This is a genomic window from Campylobacter sp. CFSAN093227 (assembly GCF_012897855.1).
Taxonomy (GTDB): Bacteria; Campylobacterota; Campylobacteria; order Campylobacterales; family Campylobacteraceae; genus Campylobacter_D; species Campylobacter_D jejuni.
In genome coordinates this window covers 385,185-408,492 of the sequence record NZ_CP040610.1, presented here as the reverse complement: position 1 = coordinate 408,492, position 23,308 = coordinate 385,185, and the positions used below count along the sequence as shown (strand labels likewise).

At 33.4% G+C, this 23,308-nt stretch carries 22 protein-coding genes, 2 tRNA genes, 3 rRNA genes and 1 pseudogene; 6 read left to right on the top strand and 22 right to left on the bottom strand.

What is annotated here, in order from left to right; genetic code table 11:
• Nucleotides 1-6: 6 nt before the first annotated feature.
• The 3 genes from fabG to gpmI are packed head-to-tail and all read right to left on the bottom strand — an operon-like array spanning nucleotide 7 to nucleotide 2,300.
• Complete coding sequence (gene fabG, locus FBF06_RS02145; RefSeq protein WP_168977511.1) at nucleotides 7-750, bottom strand: 3-oxoacyl-ACP reductase FabG; 744 nt, start codon at nucleotides 748-750, stop codon at nucleotides 7-9.
• Nucleotides 740-838, bottom strand: a complete 99-nt coding sequence (locus FBF06_RS10085; protein WP_002869268.1) for a hypothetical protein — start codon at nucleotides 836-838, stop codon at nucleotides 740-742. The genes fabG and FBF06_RS10085 overlap by 11 nt, the downstream gene beginning before the upstream one ends.
• Nucleotides 822-2,300 (bottom strand): 2,3-bisphosphoglycerate-independent phosphoglycerate mutase, encoded by a 1,479-nt coding sequence (gpmI, locus tag FBF06_RS02140; RefSeq protein ID WP_032581229.1) that lies wholly within the window; start codon nucleotides 2,298-2,300, stop codon nucleotides 822-824. Before gpmI ends, FBF06_RS10085 begins: the two co-directional genes overlap by 17 nt.
• A 79-nt stretch (nucleotides 2,301-2,379) precedes the next feature.
• Between gpmI and mraY the strand changes: the two genes are divergently transcribed.
• Nucleotides 2,380-3,441 carry a phospho-N-acetylmuramoyl-pentapeptide-transferase gene (gene mraY, locus FBF06_RS02135; RefSeq protein ID WP_032581231.1) on the top strand — a complete coding sequence of 354 codons (1,062 nt, stop codon included), beginning with the start codon at nucleotides 2,380-2,382 and terminating at the stop codon, nucleotides 3,439-3,441.
• Complete coding sequence (murD, locus tag FBF06_RS02130) at nucleotides 3,441-4,649, top strand: UDP-N-acetylmuramoyl-L-alanine--D-glutamate ligase (RefSeq protein ID WP_052795892.1); 1,209 nt, start codon at nucleotides 3,441-3,443, stop codon at nucleotides 4,647-4,649. The genes mraY and murD overlap by 1 nt, the downstream gene beginning before the upstream one ends.
• A 181-nt stretch (nucleotides 4,650-4,830) precedes the next feature.
• On the opposite strand, the gene rrf is transcribed toward murD, so the two are convergent.
• The 7 genes from rrf to FBF06_RS02095 form a co-directional block, all read right to left on the bottom strand.
• A 5S ribosomal RNA gene (rrf, locus tag FBF06_RS02125) occupies nucleotides 4,831-4,947 on the bottom strand.
• A 235-nt stretch (nucleotides 4,948-5,182) separates the two neighbouring features.
• Nucleotides 5,183-8,089 (bottom strand): 23S ribosomal RNA (locus tag FBF06_RS02120).
• A gap of 534 nt (nucleotides 8,090-8,623) precedes the next feature.
• A tRNA-Ile gene (locus FBF06_RS02115) sits at nucleotides 8,624-8,700 on the bottom strand.
• Nucleotides 8,701-8,708: 8 nt separating this feature from the next.
• A tRNA-Ala gene (locus FBF06_RS02110) sits at nucleotides 8,709-8,784 on the bottom strand.
• A 102-nt stretch (nucleotides 8,785-8,886) separates the two neighbouring features.
• Nucleotides 8,887-10,399, bottom strand: a 16S ribosomal RNA gene (locus FBF06_RS02105).
• The 16S, 23S and 5S rRNA genes sit together here with 2 tRNA genes alongside, the layout of an rRNA operon.
• 463 nt (nucleotides 10,400-10,862) lie before the next feature.
• On the bottom strand, nucleotides 10,863-11,600 hold the full coding sequence (locus tag FBF06_RS02100) for a hypothetical protein (protein WP_002872783.1): 738 nt from the start codon (nucleotides 11,598-11,600) through the stop codon (nucleotides 10,863-10,865).
• Entirely contained in the window at nucleotides 11,593-12,819 is a 1,227-nt protein-coding gene (locus tag FBF06_RS02095) for a hypothetical protein (protein WP_052796112.1), read from the bottom strand. Before FBF06_RS02095 ends, FBF06_RS02100 begins: the two co-directional genes overlap by 8 nt.
• Nucleotides 12,820-12,945: 126 nt before the next feature.
• Here FBF06_RS02095 and FBF06_RS02090 point away from each other — a divergent pair, with 126 nt between their 5' ends.
• Nucleotides 12,946-13,530, top strand: a complete 585-nt coding sequence (locus FBF06_RS02090; RefSeq protein WP_052796113.1) for a YigZ family protein — start codon at nucleotides 12,946-12,948, stop codon at nucleotides 13,528-13,530.
• Nucleotides 13,531-13,573: 43 nt separating this feature from the next.
• Here FBF06_RS02090 and FBF06_RS02085 read toward each other — a convergent pair whose 3' ends face one another.
• The 7 genes from FBF06_RS02085 to FBF06_RS02055 all read right to left on the bottom strand — a co-directional run bounded on the left by FBF06_RS02085 (nucleotide 13,574) and on the right by FBF06_RS02055 (nucleotide 17,361).
• The gene (locus FBF06_RS02085; RefSeq protein ID WP_038816747.1) at nucleotides 13,574-13,957 is read right to left on the bottom strand and encodes a hypothetical protein; all 384 of its coding nucleotides are present in this window, start codon (nucleotides 13,955-13,957) and stop codon (nucleotides 13,574-13,576) included.
• A gap of 74 nt (nucleotides 13,958-14,031) precedes the next feature.
• A complete protein-coding gene (locus tag FBF06_RS02080; protein WP_002859498.1) occupies nucleotides 14,032-14,367 on the bottom strand; it encodes a hypothetical protein in 336 nt (111 codons plus the stop codon).
• The gene (locus tag FBF06_RS02075; protein WP_002873477.1) at nucleotides 14,357-15,934 is read right to left on the bottom strand and encodes an ABC-F family ATP-binding cassette domain-containing protein; all 1,578 of its coding nucleotides are present in this window, start codon (nucleotides 15,932-15,934) and stop codon (nucleotides 14,357-14,359) included. Before FBF06_RS02075 ends, FBF06_RS02080 begins: the two co-directional genes overlap by 11 nt.
• A 129-nt stretch (nucleotides 15,935-16,063) precedes the next feature.
• Complete coding sequence (locus FBF06_RS02070) at nucleotides 16,064-16,261, bottom strand: hypothetical protein (protein WP_002889042.1); 198 nt, start codon at nucleotides 16,259-16,261, stop codon at nucleotides 16,064-16,066.
• Nucleotides 16,262-16,318: 57 nt separating this feature from the next.
• Nucleotides 16,319-16,480 (bottom strand): hypothetical protein, encoded by a 162-nt coding sequence (locus FBF06_RS02065; protein ID WP_002902074.1) that lies wholly within the window; start codon nucleotides 16,478-16,480, stop codon nucleotides 16,319-16,321.
• A gap of 12 nt (nucleotides 16,481-16,492) precedes the next feature.
• A complete protein-coding gene (locus FBF06_RS02060; protein WP_052796114.1) occupies nucleotides 16,493-17,125 on the bottom strand; it encodes a toxin-antitoxin system YwqK family antitoxin in 633 nt (210 codons plus the stop codon).
• Between the two features lie 8 nt (nucleotides 17,126-17,133).
• A complete protein-coding gene (locus FBF06_RS02055) occupies nucleotides 17,134-17,361 on the bottom strand; it encodes a superinfection immunity protein (protein WP_002855619.1) in 228 nt (75 codons plus the stop codon).
• Between the two features lie 168 nt (nucleotides 17,362-17,529).
• Here FBF06_RS02055 and FBF06_RS02050 point away from each other — a divergent pair, with 168 nt between their 5' ends.
• A complete protein-coding gene (locus FBF06_RS02050; RefSeq protein ID WP_002778401.1) occupies nucleotides 17,530-17,739 on the top strand; it encodes a transcriptional regulator in 210 nt (69 codons plus the stop codon).
• A 60-nt stretch (nucleotides 17,740-17,799) separates the two neighbouring features.
• Nucleotides 17,800-18,756, top strand: coding sequence for a membrane protein (locus tag FBF06_RS02045; RefSeq protein WP_002859494.1), 957 nt, complete (start codon nucleotides 17,800-17,802; stop codon nucleotides 18,754-18,756).
• A gap of 4 nt (nucleotides 18,757-18,760) precedes the next feature.
• On the opposite strand, the gene FBF06_RS02040 is transcribed toward FBF06_RS02045, so the two are convergent.
• A complete protein-coding gene (locus FBF06_RS02040) occupies nucleotides 18,761-19,333 on the bottom strand; it encodes a YceI family protein (RefSeq protein ID WP_002855621.1) in 573 nt (190 codons plus the stop codon).
• 73 nt (nucleotides 19,334-19,406) lie between these two features.
• Nucleotides 19,407-19,769, bottom strand: coding sequence for an HIT family protein (locus FBF06_RS02035; RefSeq protein WP_002855609.1), 363 nt, complete (start codon nucleotides 19,767-19,769; stop codon nucleotides 19,407-19,409).
• Between the two features lie 107 nt (nucleotides 19,770-19,876).
• Between FBF06_RS02035 and FBF06_RS02030 the strand changes: the two genes are divergently transcribed.
• A complete protein-coding gene (locus tag FBF06_RS02030) occupies nucleotides 19,877-20,581 on the top strand; it encodes a putative metalloprotease CJM1_0395 family protein (RefSeq protein WP_002859493.1) in 705 nt (234 codons plus the stop codon).
• 105 nt (nucleotides 20,582-20,686) lie between these two features.
• Here FBF06_RS02030 and FBF06_RS09655 read toward each other — a convergent pair.
• The 3 genes and pseudogenes from FBF06_RS09655 to FBF06_RS02020 form a co-directional block, all read right to left on the bottom strand.
• Nucleotides 20,687-20,920: pseudogene (locus FBF06_RS09655) on the bottom strand (hypothetical protein); the annotation flags it as partial.
• A 287-nt stretch (nucleotides 20,921-21,207) separates the two neighbouring features.
• Nucleotides 21,208-21,381 carry a hypothetical protein gene (locus FBF06_RS09650; RefSeq protein ID WP_002889036.1) on the bottom strand — a complete coding sequence of 58 codons (174 nt, stop codon included), beginning with the start codon at nucleotides 21,379-21,381 and terminating at the stop codon, nucleotides 21,208-21,210.
• 205 nt (nucleotides 21,382-21,586) lie between these two features.
• Nucleotides 21,587-23,308 carry a GMC family oxidoreductase gene (locus FBF06_RS02020; RefSeq protein ID WP_002859491.1) on the bottom strand — a complete coding sequence of 574 codons (1,722 nt, stop codon included), beginning with the start codon at nucleotides 23,306-23,308 and terminating at the stop codon, nucleotides 21,587-21,589.

The following is a 23,308-nucleotide window of genomic DNA, read 5'->3' as shown; positions in this document are numbered from 1 at the left end:
TTTTCCTTACATATATAAACCACCATTGATCTTAAGCACATCGCCTGTCACATAAGAGGCATAATCACTAAGTAAAAATGCTACACAATTAGCCACTTCTTCAGGTTCTGCAAAGCGTTTTAAAGGGATATTATCTTGATAGGTTTGTTTGATTTCATCGCTTAAAACTTCAGTCATATCGCTTTTTATGAAACCTGGAGTTACGCAGTTAAAGCGTAAATTTCTACTTGCTCCTTCTTTAGCAAAAGATTTAGTCATAGCTATCATTCCACCTTTACTAGCAGAATAATTTACTTGTCCAGCATTACCCATTTCTCCGACAATAGAAGCGATATTCACAACAGCACCAAAGCGTTTTTTACTCATGGTTTTTAAAGCTTCTCTACAACCTAAAAAAGCTGAGCTTAAATTTGTATCCACAACGCCACTAAAGTCCTCTAATTTCATTCTTAAAGCAAGTTTATCATTTGTAACGCCTGCGTTATTTACAAGATAACTTAACTCTCCATCGCTCTCCACTATGGTTTTTACACCATTTTCAAACTCATCTTCTTTGCTTGCATCAAATTTAATCACAGCAGCAACGCCACCACTTGCAATAATTGCATCTTTTAAAGCATCTGCAAGTTCAGGTTTTGAACGATAATTAATCCAAACTTTAAGTCCAAAACCCGCCAAAGTTTTTGCGATAGAAGCACCTATTCCCTTACTTGCTCCAGTAATTAAAGCATTTTTTCCACTAAATTTCATTATCTATCCTTAATAAGTTTAATTTTAAAAATTGCAATCTTAACAAATTTCTTATAAAAAAGGCAAACAAACTAAAATAAAGCCTCATTCATTTCTTTTGGAATTTCTAAGTCTAAAATTTTAAGCACGCTTGCAGCGATATTACTAAGCCCCATATTATCTTTAATCTTTGAAACTCCCTTTGCTTGCACAAAAACAAAAACATCAAAAGTGGTGTGATTGGTAAGCAAATTTCCTTTTTCATCTTGCATAGCCTCGCAATTTCCATGATCACTTGTAATGATAAAAGCATAATCATGCTTTTTTGCACATTCTATAATCTCGCCTAAACAAGTATCCACCGCTTCGACAGCCTTTATAGCAGCATTAAAATTACCTGTATGTCCAACCATATCTCCATTTGCAAAATTTACCACTATAAAATCCTCACCCTTTTCTATGCCTTTTTTCACTGCATCACACACTTCAAAAGCACTCATTTGGGGTTTTTCATCATAAGTTTTTACCTTGGGGCTTGGGATTAAAACCCTTGTTTCATTTTCTAAAAGCTCTTCTTTTCCGCCATTAAAAAAGAAAGTTACATGGGCGTATTTTTCGGTTTCTGCGGTATGAAGCTGACTAAGCCCTGCTTTAGAAATCACTTGCGCTAAAGTATTTTCAATTTTTTCTTTTTCAAAAAGCACAGGGAGTTTAAATTTATCATCATAAACACTCATAGTAAGTAAATTTTCAAAGATTTTTTCGCGTTCAAACTCTTTAAAATCCTTAGAATTTAACACTTCAACAAGTTGTTTCATTCTATCATTTCTAAAATTGATAAAGATAATGCCATCTTCTTCTCTCATGCCCTTGTAATTCTCATTTTGAGCTGCTTTAATAAACTCATCAGTAACATTTTCATCGTAAGATTTTTGTAGGTATTCTAATAAATTTGGCACTTTATAAGCCTTACCTAACAAGCACTCATAATACTCTTTTACCCTATCCCAACGCTTATCTCTATCCATAGCATAAAAACGCCCACAAAGCGTAGCAAAATGCACGCCTAAGTTTTCACAAAATTCTTTTAAATCTTTTATGAAATTTAAGCCACTTTTTGGACTTGCATCACGCCCATCAGTGATTGCGTGAGCAAAAACTTCATTGCCATTTTTCGCACAAATTTCAAGCATGGCTTTAAAATGCGTATCCATAGAATGCACCCCGCCATCACTATAAAGCCCTATAATATGCACTCTTTTACATTTTGCTAAAAGTTTTTGCAAATTCTCATTTTTTTCAAGTTCTTTGTTTTCAATGGCTTTATTAGTACGCACTAAATTTTGATAAATAATACGCCCACCTCCTATACACATATGCCCTACTTCACTATTTCCCATCTGCCCTTCTGGCAAACCTACAGCTAAACCACTCGTTTTTAGTAAAGAATTTGGGACTTCCTTAAAAAGCTTTTCATAACTTGGTTTTTTAGCTGCTTCAAAAGCATTAAACTTACTATTCTTATTATACCCTATTCCATCTGTAATAATTAAAACGCATTTTTGCTTCATTTTTCTCTCTTTTATAAGAATTTTTTTGGTTAGATTTTACTAAAATTAAACTTTTAAAAACCAAAAAGAAGGCTAGGTTTTGTATTATCTTTCAGATTTAAGTCATTATGCTTTTTTTACTTATATTAGTGTGCGTGCAGGATTTGCATTTTTTATCGCTTTATGTTTGTCTTTATTTTTAATGCCTAAATTTATTACTTGGGCAAAAGCTAAAAATGCTAGTCAACCTATTTACGAATACGCCCCAGAAACTCATAAAACCAAATGCCATACTCCAACCATGGGTGGGCTTATTTTCATTAGTTCTGCAGTAATCGCAAGTTTATTTTGTATCAAATTTGATAATATTTTTGCTATAAGTGCTTTACTTTGTTTGATACTTTTTTGTTTGATAGGACTCATAGATGATTTAGGCAAAGTTCTAAAAAAAAATAATCATTCAGGACTTAGTCCAAGAATGAAGCTTTTAGCACAAATCATCGCTGGACTTATCTGCATCTTACCTTTATATTTTAGTTCAGAGCTTAGCACGGAACTTTTTATACCTTTTTATAAACACCCTCTTTTTGATATGGAAATTTTTGCCATTGCTTTTTGGATTTTGGTTTTAATTTCTAGCTCTAATGCTGTAAATTTAACCGATGGACTTGATGGCTTAGCTACAGTTCCAAGCATTTTTTCTTTATCTACTTTAGGGATATTCTTATATTTGAGTGGAAATTTAAATTATAGTGAATATCTACTTTTGCCAAAAATTCAAGGACTTGGTGAAGTAGTGATTATTTGTGCTGCATTAATCGGTGCTTTAATGGGATTTTTATGGTACAACTGTTATCCTGCGCAGGTTTTTATGGGGGATAGCGGGAGTTTAGCTTTAGGTGGATTCATAGGATTTTTAGCTATCATTAGCAAAAATGAAATTTTACTTTTACTCATAGGTTTTGTTTTTGTTCTTGAAACTGTTTCTGTAATTTTACAAGTTGGAAGTTTTAAAATTTTTAATAAAAGAGTATTTAAAATGGCACCTATTCATCATCATTTTGAAAAAGTTGGCTGGGTAGAAAATAAAATTATAGTGCGTTTTTGGATGATAGCCTTACTTTCAAATTTACTTGCACTTGCATCAATAAAGCTAAGATAATGAAAATTTCACTTTTTGGATACGGAAAAACCACACGCGCTATTGCTGAAAATTTGGTAGATAAATTTGGGCCTTTTGATATCTATGATGATCATTTTACAGAAACAAAAAAAGATACACTAGGAAATTTACTTTTAAATCCTAATGATTTTGATGATAATTTAAGCGATATTGAAATTCCTAGTCCAGGTTTTCCACCAAAGCACAAACTCATTCAAAAAGCAAAAAATTTACAAAGCGAATATGACTTTTTTTACGATGTCATGCCAAAATCCGTTTGGATAAGCGGAACCAATGGCAAAACCACCACCACACAAATGGCTACACATTTATTATCACACATTGGTGCTGTTATGGGTGGAAATGTTGGAACTCCTTTAGCAGAGCTTAATCCTTATGCAAAACTTTGGATACTTGAAACTTCATCTTTTACCCTACACTACACTCATAAAGCTAAACCTGAAATTTATGCACTTTTACCTATAAGTCCTGATCATCTTTCTTGGCATGGAAGTTTTGATAATTATGTTCAAGATAAGCTAAGCGTTTTAAAAAGAATGAATGAATGTGATGTAACAATACTGCCTAAAATTTATGCAAATACTCCAACAAAAGCTCATAAAATAAGCTATGAAGATGAAAAAGATCTAGCTGTTAAATTTGGCATTGATACGGAAAAAATTTCCTTTAAAAGTCCTTTTTTACTCGATGCTATCATGGCTTTAGCTATAGAAAAAATTCTACTTGATACTTTAAGCTATGAGCTTTTAAATAGCTTTGTAATGGAAAAAAATAAACTCGAAGAGCTTAAAGACAGTCAAAATAGGCTTTGGGTAAATGACACTAAAGCTACAAATGAAAGTGCTGTAATGGCTGCACTTAGTCGCTATAAAGATAAAAAAATCCATCTTATCATAGGGGGAGATGATAAGGGTGTAGATCTTAGCAATTTATTTGATTTTATGAAAGGATTTGATATAGAACTCTATGCTATAGGTATTAGTACTGAAAAAATGCTTGATTATGCAAAAAAAGCGAATTTGAAAGCCTATAAATGTGAAGTTTTATCTAAGGCTGTAAATGAAATTTCAAATCACTTAAGAGTCAATGAAGTGGCTCTTTTAAGTCCTGCTTGTGCAAGTTTAGATCAGTTCAACTCTTACGCAGAGCGTGGAAAAGTCTTTAAAGAATGTGTGAATAAAATTTAATTTATTTTACAATCCATACAAATATATTAAACTTTCCAAACCCCTAAAAACACCCTATTCTCTCTAAAAACCCTAATCAGCAACAAACTCTTTTTTAAACACGATTCTAAGCACCATCTAAAACAACAATAAAAATAAACATAGGATTTATATATAAAGTAAGTAATGAAGACATTTAACAAGTCCGCAATGAGCTACTTTCCCCCTGCCAGTAAGGCGTAGTATCATCACCCACGATGTGCTTAGCTTCTTGGTTCGGGATGGAGCAAGGCGTTTCCACATCTGTATAATCACGGACATTGTTATTTAAATATTCTTTGAAAAATTGAATTTAAGAATAAAACTTAATCTTTTATTCTCTTTCTTCTTTTCTTATCTTTTATCTTTGATAAGTTTTTATATAGAATACTTAAAAAACAATGTTAAGAGCAAGTTCTAATACAAACTCTACTTGAAAGATTTCTATTAAACTCTAAATATTATCTATATTCAAAGTCTTCTTAAAAACCTTAACAAGGAAGTGATGCTTTATTAAAGATAAGCCAAACGCTCTATTAGTACTGGTCAGCTAAAGGACTTTCATCCATTACACACCCAGCCTATCAAACTAGTAGTCTTCTAGAGAGCTTAGAGAAGATTCATCTTAGAGTTGGCTTCACGCTTAGATGCTTTCAGCGTTTATCCTTTCCAAACTTAGCTACGCTGCGATGCTCTTGGCAGAACAACAGCTACACCAGTGGTTTGTTCAACCCGGTCCTCTCGTACTAGGGTCAAATCTCTTCAATCTTCTTACGCCCACGGCAGATAGGGACCGAACTGTCTCACGACGTTCTGAACCCAGCTCGCGTACCGCTTTAAATGGCGAACAGCCATACCCTTGGGACCTGCTCCAGCCCCAGGATGCGATGAGCCGACATCGAGGTGCCAAACCTCCCCGTCGATGTGAGCTCTTGGGGGAGATCAGCCTGTTATCCCCGGGGTACCTTTTATCCTTTGAGCGATGGCCCTTCCACACAGAACCACCGGATCACTAAGACCGACTTTCGTCTCTGCTTGACTTGTATGTCTTGCAGTTAAGCTGGCTTATACCTTTATACTCTACGAACGATTTCCAACCGTTCTGAGCCAACCTTTGTAAGCCTCCGTTATTATTTGGGAGGCGACCGCCCCAGTCAAACTACCCACCAGACATTGTCCCACTTGAGGATAACTCAAGCTGGTTAGCTACCCAAATAAGAAAGAGTGGTATCTCAACAATGGCTCATATACAACTGGCGTCATATACTCAAAGCCTCCCACCTATCCTGCACATTCTTATCCAAGTAGCAGTGTCAAGCTGTAGTAAAGGTCCACGGGGTCTTTCCGTCTTGCCGCGGGTAGGAGGAATTTTCACCTCCACTACAATTTCACTGGATCCCTCTTTGAGACAGCTCCCATCTCGTTACGCCATTCATGCAGGTCGGTATTTAACCGACAAGGAATTTCGCTACCTTAGGACCGTTATAGTTACGGCCGCCGTTTACTCGGGCTTCGATCAAGAGCTTCGCTAATGCTAACCCCATCAATTAACCTTCGAGCACCGGGCAGGCGTCACACCCTATACATCCTCTTACGAGTTAGCAGAGTGCTGTGTTTTTGGTAAACAGTCGGGAGGGACTCTTTGTTGTAAGTTTCCTTGCTTTCGGAGTAAATCCTAATACAAAGCTAACCACACCTTATACCGAAGATACGGTGCTATTTTGCAGAGTTCCTTAAAGAGAGTTCTTCCACGCGCCTTAGAATACTCATCCCACCCACCTGTGTCGGTTTACGGTACGGGCAACATTAGCTAAACTTAGAAACTTTTCTTGGCTCGACGGCATCAGGGGTTCTTCCATCCATCCGAAGACTTCAAAAAGCCTTTCAGTTCTCGGAGTATTGTTATACGGATTTGCCTGTATAACCTCCTACGACCTTAGACTAGCACTTCCATCCGCTAGCCCCCTTAGCCCTAAGCGTCCTTCCATCGCACACTAATGTTGGTATTGGAATATTAACCAATTTGCCATCGTCTACCCCTTTCGGACTCGACTTAGGACCCGACTAACCCTACGATGACGAGCATCGCGTAGGAAACCTTGGGTTTACGGCGTTAATGATTCTCACATTAATTATCGCTACTCATGCCTGCATGCTCACTTCTATTCGCTCCAGCACTCCTTACCGGTATACCTTCGACGCAAATAGAACGCTCTCCTACCACTTAGTAAACTAAGTCTACAGCTTCGGTACTTACTTTAGCCCCGTTATATTTTCCGCGCAAAATCACTAGACCAGTGAGCTATTACGCTTTCTTTAAAGGATGGCTGCTTCTAAGCCAACCTCCTGGTTGTTTAAGTAACTTCACATCGTTTTCCACTTAAGTAAGATTTAGGGACCTTAGCTGGTAGTCTGGGTTGTTTCCCTCTTGACGACGGATTTTATCACTCGCCGCCTGACTGCTGTGATTACATATAAGGTATTCGGAGTTTGATAGGGTTTGGTACATTGGTGTATGCCCTAGCCCATTCAGTGCTCTACCCCCTTATATTACGACACAACGCTATACCTAAATATATTTCGGAGAGAACCAGCTATCACGAAGTTTGATTGGCCTTTCACCCCTATCCACAAGTCATCCCGGGGCTTTTCAACGCCTATGGGTTCAGTCCTCCACTAGTTCTTACACTAGCTTCAACTTGCTCATGGATAGATCACTTCGTTTCGGGTCTGCAGCATCTGACTAAGCGCCCTATTCAGACTCGCTTTCGCTACGGCTTCGCGTTTGCTTAACCTTGCCAGACACCACAACTCGCAGGCTCATTATGCAAAAGGCAGTCCATCACCCTGTATTGCTACATAAGGCTCTGAATGATTGTAAGCAAATGGTTTCAGGTTCTATTTCACTCTGATCACCTCAGTTCTTTTCACCTTTCCCTCACGGTACTTGTGCACTATCGATCTGGTATTAGTATTTAGGGTTGGATCGTGGTCGACCCGGATTCAGACAGGATTCCTCGTGTCCCGCCCTACTCAGGATACTGCTAGCTAAGGTTTGTTTTTCGCATACGGGACTATCACCCTCTATGGTTATACTTTCCAGAATGTTCTGCTAAACTTACCTCTTGCACATTGCAGTCCTACAACCCCCAGTGCAAGCACTGGGTTTGCCCTCTTGCGCTTTCGCTCGCCGCTACTGACGCAATCTCTATTGATTTCTTTTCCTGAGGGTACTAAGATGTTTCAATTCCCCTCGTTCGCTCCTATATAGGTAATGTATATCTCTATACATTGGGTTGCCCCATTCGGAAATCTACGGATCAAAGCTTCTTGACAGCTCCCCGTAGCTTATCGCAGTCTAGTACGTCCTTCATCGCCTTTACCAGTCAAGGCATCCACCATTCGCTCTTAGTAGCTTACCTTTTTTACCTTTTATTATTGATTCTAAAACGCATCACTTCCTTGTTAAAGTTTTTATGATAAGACTTCTTTATCTTAAGACGGAAAGCATTCAAACACTTAATATAAAACTAAATGATTTAGTCTCAACTAAGCAGTGAGTTTGAAACTTGTCTTTAATTTATAATCCTTAAATCTAATATTCTCTTTATTCATAGAAGAGAAGACAGCTAAAAGTTAAGTTAAACTAAAGAAAAGATAAATAGGTTTTATCCTTTAACAAGTCCTGTAAAATTGTTTTTATTAAAACTTGCTTGTGACTCTTAACAATGATAATTAAAAAGAACATTTAGGTTTAAAACCTAAAGGAAGTATATATATTAACATAATCATTATAAATATAAATGCATAATGTATATGCTACTTATATCTATTAAAGTATATTCTTTTATAGTTAAAGATAAAAATAAATCTAAGTATAGAGTTTATATTTTATATTTAATCTATTTTATATACTTGCTTTAGATTTTAAAGCTTCTTTATTCAAATCTTTTTTATGGTGGGCCTAACAAGACTTGAACTTGTGACCTCACCCTTATCAGGGGTGCACTCTAACCAGCTGAGCTATAGGCCCTTAATAAATGGTGGAGAATAGCGGGATCGAACCGCTGACCTCCTGCGTGCAAAGCAGGCGCTCTCCCAGCTGAGCTAATTCCCCATAAACAATTAGCTTTATCATCAATCTTTGAAATCTAAACAAGAATCAATTGAGTTTATATATTGAAGTAATAGTTGTGAGACTTATTACTTTGTACTCTAGAAAGGAGGTGATCCAACCGCAGGTTCTCCTACGGTTACCTTGTTACGACTTCACCCCAGTCGCTGATTCCACTGTGGACGGTAACTAGTTTAGTATTCCGGCTTCGAGTGAAATCAACTCCCATGGTGTGACGGGCGGTGAGTACAAGACCCGGGAACGTATTCACCGTAGCATGGCTGATCTACGATTACTAGCGATTCCGGCTTCATGCTCTCGAGTTGCAGAGAACAATCCGAACTGGGACATATTTTATAGATTTGCTCCACCTCGCGGTATTGCGTCTCATTGTATATGCCATTGTAGCACGTGTGTCGCCCTGGGCATAAGGGCCATGATGACTTGACGTCGTCCACACCTTCCTCCTCCTTACGAAGGCAGTCTATTTAGAGTGCTCGGCCGAACCGTTAGCAACTAAATACGTGGGTTGCGCTCGTTGCGGGACTTAACCCAACATCTCACGACACGAGCTGACGACAGCCGTGCAGCACCTGTCTCTAAGTTCTAGCAAGCTAGCACCCTCTTATCTCTAAAAGGTTCTTAGGATATCAAGCCCAGGTAAGGTTCTTCGCGTATCTTCGAATTAAACCACATGCTCCACCGCTTGTGCGGGTCCCCGTCTATTCCTTTGAGTTTTAATCTTGCGACCGTACTCCCCAGGCGGTACACTTAATGCGTTAGCTGCATTACTGAGATGACTAGCACCCCAACAACTAGTGTACATCGTTTAGGGCGTGGACTACCAGGGTATCTAATCCTGTTTGCTCCCCACGCTTTCGCGCCTTAGCGTCAGTTGAGTTCCAGCAGATCGCCTTCGCAATGGGTATTCTTGGTGATATCTACGGATTTTACCCCTACACCACCAATTCCATCTGCCTCTCCCTCACTCTAGACTATCAGTTTCCCAAGCAGTTTAATGGTTAAGCCATTAGATTTCACAAGAGACTTGATAATCCGCCTACGCGCCCTTTACGCCCAGTGATTCCGAGTAACGCTTGCACCCTCCGTATTACCGCGGCTGCTGGCACGGAGTTAGCCGGTGCTTATTCCTTAGGTACCGTCAGAATTCTTCCCTAAGAAAAGGAGTTTACGCTCCGAAAAGTGTCATCCTCCACGCGGCGTTGCTGCGTCAGGGTTTCCCCCATTGCGCAATATTCCCTACTGCTGCCTCCCGTAGGAGTCTGGACCGTGTCTCAGTTCCAGTGTGACTGATCATCCTCTCAGACCAGTTAAGCGTCATAGCCTTGGTAAGCCATTACCTTACCAACTAGCTGATACTATATAGTCTCATCCTACACCGAAAAACTTTCCCTACTCAACTTGTGTTAAGCAGGAGTATAGAGTATTAGCAGTCGTTTCCAACTGTTGTCCTCTTGTGTAGGGCAGATTAACTATACCTTACTCACCCGTGCGCCACTAATCCACTTCTAGCAAGCTAGAAGCTTCATCGTTCGACTTGCATGTATTAGGCACGCCGCCAGCGTTCACTCTGAGCCAGGATCAAACTCTCCATAAAAATTATAGATAGTTTAATCTTTTTCTTCAAAGAAAAAGTTATGAAAGATTAAAAGAAAAACTTTTAATCTTTTTAATTATTAGATTGAATAGATTTTACATAATTACTTATGCCTAAATCTTTCTGGCTCAATCGATCACTTATTTAGATTTCAAAGATTGACTAATAAGATTTGAATAACAATACTAAGTTAAAAGAACAAAACAAAAAATCATTTTTAAAAGAAAAGTTTTTAAATTAAAAAACAAGATTTATAAAAAAGCTTTTAGTTTATAAGACAAAAACCAAAAGAGTTAATTTATAAAATCTACTAAGCTAGTGAAACTTTATAATTTAAAAGATTTTAAGTCCTTTTTTCAAAAAAAGGAAATGAAAGTATAACCAATTAAACTTAAAAGTGTATTAAACAAAGGATTAAATAGTATAAATATTTGTGTAAGTATTTATATAAGTATAATGGGGGCTATATTTTAGAGCACTCGTAATTTTTATTTTTTATACTAACAAATTGACTTTTAAGTGTTTTAAAATCTGGAATATAAGCATAACCGCTAAGCGTATCTATAACGATACAAAGAGCATGCTTTTTTGATAACAAACGTATAATGCAATCTGAATTATTCTTTGCTAAAGTTTTTTCATATGCATAATTGGCATTTTTTAACGGAGAATACACTCTGCCCATTTCATCAAATACTAATCTAGTAAATCCTGAACAAGATCCTTTGAATTCAACCTTTTCTATTCCGAATCTTTTTGTAAGATTAAATCTTTGTGTAGTTTTTTCATCATCTTTACTAATAACTCCACTTTGACCTGAATTCATTAATTTGTTATGATTGATTACATCAACAGCAATTTCTCTATCTATATTGATTTCAGTTTTACCTAAATTAGCATTTCCATCGCCATTTTTATCCAAGAAAATAGTATATGTTTGATCATAACCTGTGGCAGCTGATTTTATAAAATAAATCTGCCATTTACTTTTAAACCACTCTCTTTTTGCGATAGCCAACTCATCAACTCTTATGCCTTCTTGCATCATGGCTAAACTTTGGGTATATTGGATATCATTAAGAATTTGTATTGCACCTTCTAGTAGATTGTCTTTTTTTAAGTAAAGACTGCCTAAATTAAAAACTATACCTAAAATGAGAATTATAAACACAAATTCCAACAAACTGAAAGCTTTAATCATAGTTTAAAATCTGATATACTTTTTCATATTTTCCAAGTTTTACTTTAACAATTTTTTTGTCCATATCATGCTTATCGCCTTGTTTTAAAGCTTTTAAATAAAACTTATTGCTATTTTTTATTCCATAAAATCGCAATCTTTTTTGCAAACTTGGGGCTGTTGCAAGTTCTAAAACATCTTGTTTTTTTAATTCTAGTGCCAATTCTTTAGCAAAATGATAATTATTGGCAAAATGACGATTTGGATTGTTTATAAAATAATACAATAATTGATTAGCGACGATTAAAAAGTAACAAAATATCAAAAAAATTATAGAACATTCTATAAAGATTTTATACCTTAATCGAAAAACTGGTAATCTCACCCTATAACTTTGCATTAAAGTTTTTATAAGCAAAGGAGTGCAAATAACACAAAAAGGCAAAAAATCATCTAAAAAAAGTTTTTGTCTTAAAGAAAGCAACAAACAAAATACAAATGTTACGCTCATTAAAAACCATAATAAATTTTTATATTTTTGAAAAGTCAAACGATAAATAGTATAAAAAAAATACACAAAAACCAAAGGAGAAAAACATGCAGTAAAAATTCCTAAGGTATCTAAAAAATAACCTCTTGGACGACCACCTGTATCAAAACCATAAAAACTGATACTCGCTCCAAACAAAACAAGAGATAAGGTAAATAAAATAGCATTTCTTTTATAAATCCCAAAAAAGAAAAAAGTTAAAAATAAAATATTAAAAGATTTATCAACAAATAATACTATAATCAATAATATATAAAAAAGCCATTTTTTTTCATATTCGTAAGCACATAATATAGCAAGGGTTAAAAAAATCACCAAAGATGCGGCATTAACCAGTAAAGCACTTGCAACAGTACCCGGCAATAAAACAAATAACAATAAAGAAAAAAAAGCATCAATTTTAGTTTTAGTATATTTTAAAGCTAGCAAATACAAAAGCAAACAACTTAAAAAATGAAAAAATAAAAAAGGAAGCCTTAAACCAAAATCATTTTGCCCAAAAATAAAAGTTCCAAAATGAGATATATAATAAAGCAAACTATGGGAAAAAATAAGTGATTTACCCTGCTCACCAAAATAAATATCAGCTTCATCAGCACTAATACTCAGTGTTGAAATTCCATAAAGCAAAGCCAACAAATCAAGACTAAGTAAAATGATGATAAGTTTATAATTTTTGATTTTTTCCATAATGAAAATTTTACAAAATTAAACTTAAAATATCAATGCAAATCATATAAATATCAAATATCTTAAAAATTAACATCAAATTGATTTTAGTTTTTATAAGTATAATTTTAAACAAAAAAGGCAAAAATGCAAACTATTGATCAAATTTTTCAAACACAAATCGATATTAAAAAATCTATTTTCTTATCTTTTCTTTGCCCTTTTAAAGATTTTAAATTTTTAATAGAAACGCTAAAAAAAGAACATCCAAAAGCTGTTCATTTTGTCTATGCTTATCGTGTTTTAAATGATTTTAATCAAATTGTAGAAGATAAAAGCGATGATGGAGAGCCTAAAGGAACTTCTGGAATGCCAACTTTAAATGTTCTAAGGGGCTATGATCTTATCAATGCGGCTTTAATCACTGTAAGATATTTTGGTGGTATAAAACTTGGTACAGGGGGACTTGTAAAAGCCTATAGCGATGCGGCAAATGCCGTGATCAATAATTCTTCTTTACTTTCATTTGAATTGAAAAAAAATATAACCATTGCTATTGATTTAAAAAATTTAAATCGTTTTGAACATTTTTTAAAAACTTATTCTTTTAATTTCACAAAAGATTTTAAGGATTGCAAAGCTATATTACATATCAAATTAAATGAAAAAGAGGAGCAAGAATTTGAAATTTTTTGTAAAAATTTTGCACCTTTTGAAATAGAGAAATTATAAATTCTTGCAAGTAAATACAAAAGCTCCAAAATGGAGCTTTTGATTAAATTGCGTTCAATAAATCATTTAACAAAGTATTATTCTTACTTTGTTCATTTGCACCTTGTTGCGCAAGATCATTGTGAACGCTAGCACTTTGAGCTCTCATAGACAACTCGCCTTCATTTTGTCTAAAACGATAAGCGTAAACATTTGACATTTGAGCATAATTACTTAAATTTGAATTTGAGTTTTGCGCATTACTTTGAAAACTACTGCTAGAATTTAAAGCATCTCCGCTTGACTTCTCATCCGCCTTATTTAACATATCCATAAAATCAGAATCTCCAGATGAAGAATAATCTTCAATCTGTTTATCCACCTGTTTATACTGACCACTAATAGCATCGTATTCATACGAGCTAATCGTTCTATAATTTACCTGCATAGTTTTCTCCTTTCAAAATATGCAAAAACTATACAAGCAAAAAGCGTTCCTTTTTATGTAAAAATCAATGTTTTTTAATCATGGTGAGTAGGCAAATGCTCCACATCAAGCTCATTATTGGCTATAAATTCTTCCTTGGCTTTTTTACAGTTTTCATCACGCATTTTGCGGTATTCATTGCGAATCGTGATCTCTTTATCGCTTAGAGGTCTATCTTCTAAAAAACTGATATGAAAATAAGTATCATCGCTCTTTGAATAAGTTTTATAAAAATCTATATAGTCAAAATAATCCTTGCCATTATCAAACTCTACGACTTCTTCTATATAAATCGTAGGCCCAAAACCCTTATGATTTTGTGTATAATGCCCAAAACCTGCGCTGTATTGAATTCTAAATTTAGCCATCATTTTCTCCTAAAAATTCTTGATAAGTTCCACGAAAATCTGTAAGCTTACCATTTTCTAAATGCCAAATTCTATTAGCAAAAGCAGAAACTAACTCCCTATCGTGGCTGATACAAAGCACTACACCTTTGAAATTATACAAAGCTTCACCTAATGCAATAATACTTTCAAGATCTAAATGGTTATCAGGTTCGTCTAAAAGCAAGAAATTCGGACGCTCTAGCATTAAACGAGAAAGCATTAAACGATGTTTTTCACCCCCACTTAAACTTGCTGCCATTTTTTCTTGATCGCTGCCACTAAAAAGCATTCTACCTAAACACTTGCGGATTTCATCTAGATCTTTAAATTTTTCACTCATCAGCCATTCATAAAGTTTCAAATTTTCACAAATTAAATTACTTGTATCTTGAGGAAAATATCCAAGTTCTATAGTTGCCCCAAGATGTATAGATCCACTATCTGGACTTATAGCATGGGCGATGATTTTTGCTAAAGTACTTTTACCCACACCATTTGCCCCAATCAAAGCGATTTTATCATTTTTTTCTATTTTTAGCTCCAAATTTGAAAACAATTGTTTATCATAAGCCTTGCCTATACCTTTAATTTCTAAAACTTCATTACCTATTTCACGATTGGTTCTAAATACTATACTAGGATCTCTACGGCTTGAAATTTTAATCTCTTCAAGCTCTAGTTTTTCAAGCGCCTTAGCGCGGCTTGTAGCTTGTTTTGCCTTAGAAGCATTTGCACTAAAACGGCGAATGAAATTTTCTAATTCTTCTCTTTCTTTTAAGGTTTTATCGCGTTTAAGCTCAGCTTGTTTTGCCAAAAGCGTTGAAGCCATATACCAATCATCATAATTTCCCGCAAAATCACGAATTTGTTTAAAATCCACATCTAAAATTCTTGTGCAAATTTTATTTAAAAAATGCCTATCATGAGAGATGACAACCAAAGTTCCTTCATGTCTTAAAAGTTCATTTTCAAGCCAAGAAATCGCCTCTAAATCAAGGTTATTTGTAGGCTCATCTAAAAAAAGCACATCGGCACCTAAAAACAAAACTTGAGCTAACAAAACTTTAAATTTATCCGCACTTTGTAAGGTGCTCATTAAAGCATCGAAATCTTTAATCTTTAAAGAACTTAAAATTTTTTCACAACGTGTTTCACAATCATAATTTGGATCTTCTTCAGCCGTTATTATCTCAAGCTCACCTAAACGCTCATTGATCTCATCAGTAAATTCCTCGCTCATATAAAGCTTTTCTTTTTCTTTTAAGGCCTCATATAAACGCTTATTTGCACACATCACTGCATCTTTGATGGTGTAGTTTTCAAAAGCAAATTGATCTTGTCCTAAAACTGCAATTTTTAAACCTTCATCAAATACTATTTCACCACTACTTGACTCAATTTCTCCTGAAAGAATTTTTAAAAAAGTCGATTTTCCCGCACCATTAGCACCGATAAGTCCGTATCTTTGTCCTCGAACAAGTTTTAAATTAACATTTTCAAATAAAAGCTGATTTGCAAAACGCATAGTAAGATTTTTTACTTCAACCATGATTTTCCTTAAATTTTTTACTTATAAAAATTTTTAAGAAATTGTATCAAAAAAAGACTTGAAATTAATTGAGTATAAAATATTAGTAAGTCATGAAATTAATTCTATTGACTTACTTTAATAAAAATATTATTGGAAATCTCCATTGATATAAGTTATATCTGTAATTTTCACTTGATTTATGTTAGAAACCTTATAAACAACACTCCAAAGACCTTTTCTCTGTTCCCCTTTTAATGCAGCATTAATCGTAGCCATACAAGAATCAAAATTAAGATCAAAATTTGAAATGGAATTAATTTCGATCATATCAGTGTAATTTACCATTCCATCATGCTTGGCTATTTCTTTGAGGTCTTTTGCATAATCTTCATAATCAATCCCTTAGGCTTTAAGTCCGGATAATTCATAAAGATTTTTAAAAATTTCACTAGGAATTTTTTCTTTAAGATTTGAAACAACTGCCGTATTATCACATTTGTCTAATGAGTTGGCCTGAAGCAAGGCAAATCCCATTAAGAAAAATAAAATTACTTTTTTAAACATATCTAAACTCCTCTAATTTTTAGGTTTTGCTACTAAAATACCATTTTTATATTCTTCTTCTCTTACAATCTCCCCTTTTTTATATTCTCTAAAGACTCCATTTTTAAGTCCATTTTTATAATTTTCTTCGTCTTCTAAGGCGCCATTTTCATCATAACGCTTTTGTACTCCATCAAATTTACCTTTATTATCAAAATTATAATCACACATTAAAGTTCCATTTTCATAATATTCCTTGTAATTACCTTCAAATTCTGGCATACCATCTTCATTATAGCCAAGTAGTTTTCCCTTTGCTCTCATATTTCCATTCTCATAATAGCTTGCAAAATCACCATATCCGCGATTATCTTTAAAATGCACCTCCTCAAGTAATTGCCCATTTCTAGAATATTCCCTGCTAATTCCATCTTTTTTTCCATTTTTATAATTTTCTTCAGCTCTTAGCCGACCATTGTCATAAAAAGCTCTTTTTAACCCATGTATTCTTGAATCTTTATTATAGGGAATTTCTTCTTTTAAATTTCCATTTGGATATTTGTTTTGCTGAACTCTAGCCACATCGCTAGGTTGTCCAGGAAAATCACTTCCACAACCACTTAACAACATCGCAATTAAACTACAAATGCTTAAAAATTTTGTCATTTTTTCTCCTATTTCTCATTTTTTTCTTTAATAATAATAGTTTGCTTAAAACTTCCCGTAAAAGACCATATTAAACAAACAAGCCAAACAATAATAGTCCAACCAAAAAACAAATTTAGCAAAGAAATTATCAGCCAATTAGAATGCTTTCTGCTCAAACCAATAATAGCGGGCAACATGTATAATACAAACAATAATATTGTTACAAAAATAGACCCGCCACTTGCACCTTCCATGTAATTCTCCTTAAATAAAAATTTTATAAAAACTATTATTCCACACTATAACTTAATTAATATTGAAATATTAAATATATTTTATATAAAAGATTGAATATTTCAAGTGTTTTTAATAAAGAAATTTTAATGTAAAATTTTTTAAAGGCTAAATTTTTAAGGTAAAAAATGACAAAAAAGAGCAAGCGTGATATGGCATATGAACTAGACATTGATGTTAGCACTTTATATAATTGGAGAAAATATAAACCCAATTTATATCGTATTGTTATGCTTGGCTTTAAATTTGATGAACTTTTAGAAAATAGTAAAAAAACTCATGAAGAATTACTCCATATAGAACAAACTATACAAGATGAGATTGCTAAATTTAAATAAAATCCGCTTTTAAGCTTTTTTCTATACAATTATCACTTTTATTAAAATCAAGGATTTGAAATGTTTTTATTAGATTTTTTAATATCATTGAGTTTTATTTTTGAAATTTCAGCTCTTGTGCTATCCTTTTACTTTAAAAATTCAAAAATTTTCTTTTTGACTTTAGTATTACTAGGAGCTAAGCTGCCTTATTTTTATACAAGTTTTTTTCAAGCTAATTTATTTGTGGCTTTGTTTTTACCTATGATTTTTACTCTATTTTGCCTTGGAAAACATCATGTTTTAATTTTAAATAAAAAAAATATCGCCTCAATTACAACCCTTATTTTTATAGGCGTTTTAAGCATCATTTTACCTAGAAATACTACTTTCAATAGCGCTGGTTTAGAATTCCATTTTATTACATTAAATTTTTTTAAACCTGTGAGTGAATTAGGATTTTTATTTTTTTTAGTCGGCTTAATACTCATTTTTATCAAAACTTTTAAAACTAAAGAATATTATCTTCTTATCGCATTTTTTGCTGCATATTTTCAGTTTTTATTCCAAGAAGGAACAGGAATAAGATATTTTGAATTTGCAAGTTTGGTTTTTTGTTTTTATCTTTTAAATCACGCTTATAGGTTAGCTTTTTTTGACACCTTAACAAAGCTACCCAATGAAAAAAGCCTTACACGCTTTACAAAAGGAAAAAACAACTATATCATTGCCTTGCTTCATTTTAATGAACTAAAAGATACCAAAGAAAGCTATACCAAACTCATTTTAAAACAAATTGCAAAAATTTTAAAACGCTTTAGAGCAAAAATTTTTATCGTAGAAAATGATTTTATTTTAATTTTTAATGATAAAAATCAAGCTTTAAATCATCTTGCTTTTTTAGAATCCACCTTGAAAAACACGGAATTTAATTTAGAAAATGAAAATTTTAAACCGGATTTTAAATTGATTTGGCAAGAAAGTGAAGAAAATTTGGATAAAAATTTACAAAGTCTAAGAGCAAGACTCTTAGACTAAAAAATTATTTTTCGTTCGCTTCAACTTCGATATTTAAATTAATATCATCACTTAAAGTAATAGTTGAAGTACTTGTTGCAAATTTAAAATCAGAGCGTTTGATTTTTCCATTTAAAGAAAATCCTATTTTTTCTTTTCCATCTTTGCCTTTAGCTACACCGCCGATTTCAGCATCTAAAACGATATCTTTAGAAACTCCAGCTATAGTTAAAGTTCCTGTCATTTTGCCTTTTTCATTATCGATTTTTTCATATTTTTTCATTGTAAAAGTCATATCAGGATATTTTTTTGCTTTGAAAAAATCATCTTGTTGTAAGTGATTATCTCTTGTTTGATTTTCTGTATTTACAGATGCGATTTTTATAGTTACATCAAGCTTTTTAAATTCAGCACTCGCAGGATCAAAATCAATCACCGCAGAATAATCTTTGAAATTTCCTTTTACATTGCTAATTTGTAAATGTTTGATTTTAAAACCTACATCTGTATGTGCTTTATCTAAAGTATATTCTTTAGCAAACAAACCTGTGCTTAACAAAGACACCGCAACCAATGAACTCAATAAAACTTTTTTCATTTTTTTCCTTTTTTATAGTAATTTTCAATATAAAAATTTTATTAGATAAAACATAACAAATCATTAATAAAAATCAAAAAATTTTACTATTTAAAAATTTTACAAATTCTTCAAATTTAGGCAAATCAAGCTTTATTGTTTCTCTTTGCTGTTTTCCCCACATACACTCTGGAAAAAACGCATCTTCTTTAAATCTTGCCATAACATGAAAATGCACCCTTGGCACATAATTTGCAAAAGAGGCGATATTGATTTTTTCAGGTTTGTAAAATTCTATCATAGCCTTTTCACAAAGTAAAATTTTTTCAAAAAGTTCCTTTTGCAACTCTAAAGGACAATCGCTAAATTCTTTATAAATTTCTTTAGTAAAAATTTTAAGCCAAGGCACTTGAGCCTCCTCTTTCTCTATATAAATCAAATCATTTTCATAAATCATTACATTCCTTTGAAATTGTATTTATGATTATTTTACAAAATTTATCAAATTTTTAAGTCAAAATGCGTTAAAATTCCTAAAAATTTAAAAAACAAAAAGGAGGATAAATGCAAATTAGTTCAAGTTATAACTCTTATGATTACTACTCTAGCAAACCTTCTTTTGATAAAACAAATCAATCTGATTCCACTCAAAAAGATGAAAAAAATCTTAGTGAAAATAAAGATGATAAAGAAAAAAATGGCGAACAAACCCAAATGGTTAATGGCGTAGAGCTAAGCCAAAAAGAAGTAGCTCAAGTTCGCGAACTCCAAAGTATCGATAGAAATGTAAAGGCTCATGAAGCTGCGCATCAAGCAGCGGGTGGCGGCTTAGCAGGTGCTGCAAGTTTTACTTATACAAGAGGCCCTGATAATCAAATGTATGCTACAGCGGGTGAAGTTCCTATCAGCATGCAAAAAGGAAACACACCAGAAGAAACTATAGCCAATGCAAGACAAATCGCAGCAGCAGCTATGGCTCCTGCTGATCCTAGCCCACAAGACTATAAAGTTGCAGCAAATGCTGCAAAAATGGAATTTGAAGCAAGAGCTGAAGCAATGAAGCTTAAAGCCGAAGAAGCCAAAGAAAAAGAAGAAGAAAATAAAGAAAAAGATGACAAAAATTCAGAAAATAGCTTAGAAAAAACAGATAAAGATTCAAAAAACAACGATAAAAATTCAAATTTTGATAAAGACTTTAAAAATTTTGTTGCTAGAACTTATCAACAAAACTCACAAAATAACGACATTAAATTCAATATCGCATCTTAAAATTCTTAATTTAAATAAAAAATTTCCTTATAAAAACGATGACTTGAATTTGTATGTTAAGATATTTAACATTTTTTCTTTTTTATAATTTAAATTTTTGCATTTTCAAGCTTTTATATCTATACTTTTTGGTGCAGAATTTAAAGAAAGAATTTTATTAAATTCTCCTGCATCATCATCACTAAATTTCACACCAAAAAGAATTTCTAATTCTTTGCTAGTGCTAAATTTACCTTCTAATAGTTTTTTTACAAGCTCGTTTCTTGTATTATCATCTTTGTAAGTTTCTTTGTTTTTACTTTCTGCTTGTATAGGTTTGAAAGCTTCTTTGTCTTCTTTTTGATTGTTTTTATTAGTTAAGAACCTATCTATATCTTCTTGAGTAAGTGGCTTACCAAGTTCATTAAAGAATTGTTTTTCTCTTTGTGCCCTTTCAGCACCCCATATTTTCTCAAATTCATTCATACTTGTAAGAGTTTTTAAAAGATCAACTTTTCGTTTATGAAGTGCGGACAAATCTACGCCTTCTGTAAGATAGTCTGTGCCAAATTTATTAAGTATTTTTATTTCATCCTTGCTTAGTCTATCTTCCATATATCTTTTATATAAAGAGTTTTCTACTTCTTTTACATCAGGAGATCCATTATAGCCATTTTCTTCTTTAAATTTTTCAAGATCTCCAAATTTTTTATTATGGATTCATAATAAGCATCATCATCATTTTTAAGCACAGCTTTTTTATTGCTTGTGTTATTATTTGGATAATTGATATTTGTATATTGAGTATCAAAATTTACCATAGAAAACCCTTTTTTTATGATATTTTATTAAAATAATCTTGGATTCCAACCACCAAGAGCAGACTACATTTGCCTTTTTGTATAATTGTAGTTTAAATAAGAATTTACACCATTAATCATTTTTGCCTTCCTTGATATTATACTATATCGGAAGAAAATTAAAAATTTATAATCTTGAGAGTTTTCAAAAACTCTCAAGTTATTATCAAGCTAAGCTTTTTCCACTTTTATGATACTTTAAAATACCTTCAGCACAGCGATAAGCCAAAGCTCCTACAGTATCAGTTGGATTATATCCACTATTGTGTTGGAAATTTCCTGCTCCTACAACAAAAAGATTATCCGCATCCCAGTGTTGTAAATAAGTATTAACCACACTAGTTTCTCTATCTGCACCCATTGTTGTTCCACCTGTGTTATGAGTAGATTGATAAGGCACAACGCTATAATCCTTAAGATAAGCACCTTTTTTGATTGATTTTACTCCTTGCATTCTTTTTGCTACCTCAGCTGTTTTATCTGTGATAAATTTATGCAAAGCTCTATCTTGATCAGTGAAATTATAAGTTAAGCGTAAAAGTGGCATACCAAAAGCATCTTTATAAGTTGGATCAAGACTTAAATAATTATTCTTATGAGGCAAAGAAGCACCTTGTCCTGCTACGGTAATAGCTCTTGTGAAATTATAGTTTAATGCTTTTTTAAATTCAGCACCCCAAGTTGGAGCTCCTGCTGGAAGTGGGGCTGATTGTATAGGGCGAGTTCCAAGCTGAACGCTATAAATCATAGCTCCATGAAGGAATTTTTCCTTAGAATGATCAAAATTATCTCCGTTAAAATCATCACTCGTAGTTCCCAAAGCACCTGAACCCATGAAGGTGTTAAATTGCTCATCAAAGAAAGCTGTTGTACCCATGTTCATTTGATAACAATAATTTCTACCTAAAGTTCCTTTACCTGTTTTTGGATCGTATTGCTCACCTATGTTGCTTACCATTAAAAGCTTAGCATTGTTAAACATATAACTTGTAAGCACAACTATATCAGCAGGTTGAATATACTCTTTCATCGTTCTAGTATCGACAAATTTTACCCCCGTTACTTTTCCGTCTTTTTTAAGAATTTGCGTTACATTGCTATAAGTGCGTATAGTGTATTTACCTGTGCTCATAGCCTTTGGAATTACTGTGTTTAAAGGACTTGCTTTTGCGCCATACTCACAACCAAAACGCTCACAATACGCACAGTATTGACAAGGAGCTAAATCTTGACCATCAGGGTTTGTATAGCCACCTTTAGAATTTGAAGCTGGCAAACGATAAGTGTGTAAATTTGAACTTTTTGCTGCACTTTCAAATCGTTTAAGCATTTTAGTATTTTCAAGAGGTTCTTGTGGATAAGGACTGGATCTAAAAGCTCCCATTTTTTCCGCTAAAGGATTTGACTCACCTGATACCCCACAGGTTTTTTCAAATCTATCATAATAAGGCTCCATATCCTTATAAGTCACACCCCAATCTTGCAAGGTATAATCATTACCTAATTTATTACCATATCTTTGTTTGCTTAGGGTTTGAATTTCAAAATCATAAGGCATAAACCTAAAAGTCCAACCATTCCAATGCACCCCTGCACCGCCAACATTATTACCCAATAAAAACGAACCCATTTTACGATAAGGCAAGGCTAAACCACTAGGATCATGGCGAAAAGTCACAGTGTCTTTCGAGCAATCTTGCATCAAACCATAATTAATCCCGTATCTCCACTCATCATGGATAAAATTAAAATTTTCAGTACTTTGCATATGTCCGCGTTCTAAACTAAGTACATTCAAACCTGCTTTAGTAAGCTCTGCAGCCACTATACCTCCAGTCCATCCTGCCCCAACTGTTACCACATCTACTTTTTTTAATACTTCAGCCAT

What these genes read in the sequence shown, in the direction of transcription:
- fabG (WP_168977511.1), bottom strand. Translation starts at nt 750, where the DNA reads ATGAAATTTAGTGGAAAAAATGCTTTAATTACTGGAGCAAGTAAGGGA.
- FBF06_RS10085 (WP_002869268.1), bottom strand. Translation starts at nt 838, where the DNA reads ATGAGGCTTTATTTTAGTTTGTTTGCCTTTTTTATAAGAAATTTGTTA.
- gpmI (WP_032581229.1), bottom strand. Translation starts at nt 2,300, where the DNA reads ATGAAGCAAAAATGCGTTTTAATTATTACAGATGGAATAGGGTATAAT.
- murD (WP_052795892.1), top strand. Translation starts at nt 3,441, where the DNA reads ATGAAAATTTCACTTTTTGGATACGGAAAAACCACACGCGCTATTGCT.
- FBF06_RS02100 (WP_002872783.1), bottom strand. Translation starts at nt 11,600, where the DNA reads ATGATTAAAGCTTTCAGTTTGTTGGAATTTGTGTTTATAATTCTCATT.
- FBF06_RS02095 (WP_052796112.1), bottom strand. Translation starts at nt 12,819, where the DNA reads ATGGAAAAAATCAAAAATTATAAACTTATCATCATTTTACTTAGTCTT.
- FBF06_RS02090 (WP_052796113.1), top strand. Translation starts at nt 12,946, where the DNA reads ATGCAAACTATTGATCAAATTTTTCAAACACAAATCGATATTAAAAAA.
- FBF06_RS02085 (WP_038816747.1), bottom strand. Translation starts at nt 13,957, where the DNA reads ATGCAGGTAAATTATAGAACGATTAGCTCGTATGAATACGATGCTATT.
- FBF06_RS02080 (WP_002859498.1), bottom strand. Translation starts at nt 14,367, where the DNA reads ATGATGGCTAAATTTAGAATTCAATACAGCGCAGGTTTTGGGCATTAT.
- FBF06_RS02075 (WP_002873477.1), bottom strand. Translation starts at nt 15,934, where the DNA reads ATGGTTGAAGTAAAAAATCTTACTATGCGTTTTGCAAATCAGCTTTTA.
- FBF06_RS02070 (WP_002889042.1), bottom strand. Translation starts at nt 16,261, where the DNA reads ATGGTAAATTACACTGATATGATCGAAATTAATTCCATTTCAAATTTT.
- FBF06_RS02065 (WP_002902074.1), bottom strand. Translation starts at nt 16,480, where the DNA reads ATGTTTAAAAAAGTAATTTTATTTTTCTTAATGGGATTTGCCTTGCTT.
- FBF06_RS02060 (WP_052796114.1), bottom strand. Translation starts at nt 17,125, where the DNA reads ATGACAAAATTTTTAAGCATTTGTAGTTTAATTGCGATGTTGTTAAGT.
- FBF06_RS02055 (WP_002855619.1), bottom strand. Translation starts at nt 17,361, where the DNA reads ATGGAAGGTGCAAGTGGCGGGTCTATTTTTGTAACAATATTATTGTTT.
- FBF06_RS02050 (WP_002778401.1), top strand. Translation starts at nt 17,530, where the DNA reads ATGACAAAAAAGAGCAAGCGTGATATGGCATATGAACTAGACATTGAT.
- FBF06_RS02045 (WP_002859494.1), top strand. Translation starts at nt 17,800, where the DNA reads ATGTTTTTATTAGATTTTTTAATATCATTGAGTTTTATTTTTGAAATT.
- FBF06_RS02040 (WP_002855621.1), bottom strand. Translation starts at nt 19,333, where the DNA reads ATGAAAAAAGTTTTATTGAGTTCATTGGTTGCGGTGTCTTTGTTAAGC.
- FBF06_RS02035 (WP_002855609.1), bottom strand. Translation starts at nt 19,769, where the DNA reads ATGATTTATGAAAATGATTTGATTTATATAGAGAAAGAGGAGGCTCAA.
- FBF06_RS02030 (WP_002859493.1), top strand. Translation starts at nt 19,877, where the DNA reads ATGCAAATTAGTTCAAGTTATAACTCTTATGATTACTACTCTAGCAAA.
- FBF06_RS09650 (WP_002889036.1), bottom strand. Translation starts at nt 21,381, where the DNA reads ATGGTAAATTTTGATACTCAATATACAAATATCAATTATCCAAATAAT.
- FBF06_RS02020 (WP_002859491.1), bottom strand. Translation starts at nt 23,308, where the DNA reads ATGGCTGAAGTATTAAAAAAAGTAGATGTGGTAACAGTTGGGGCAGGA.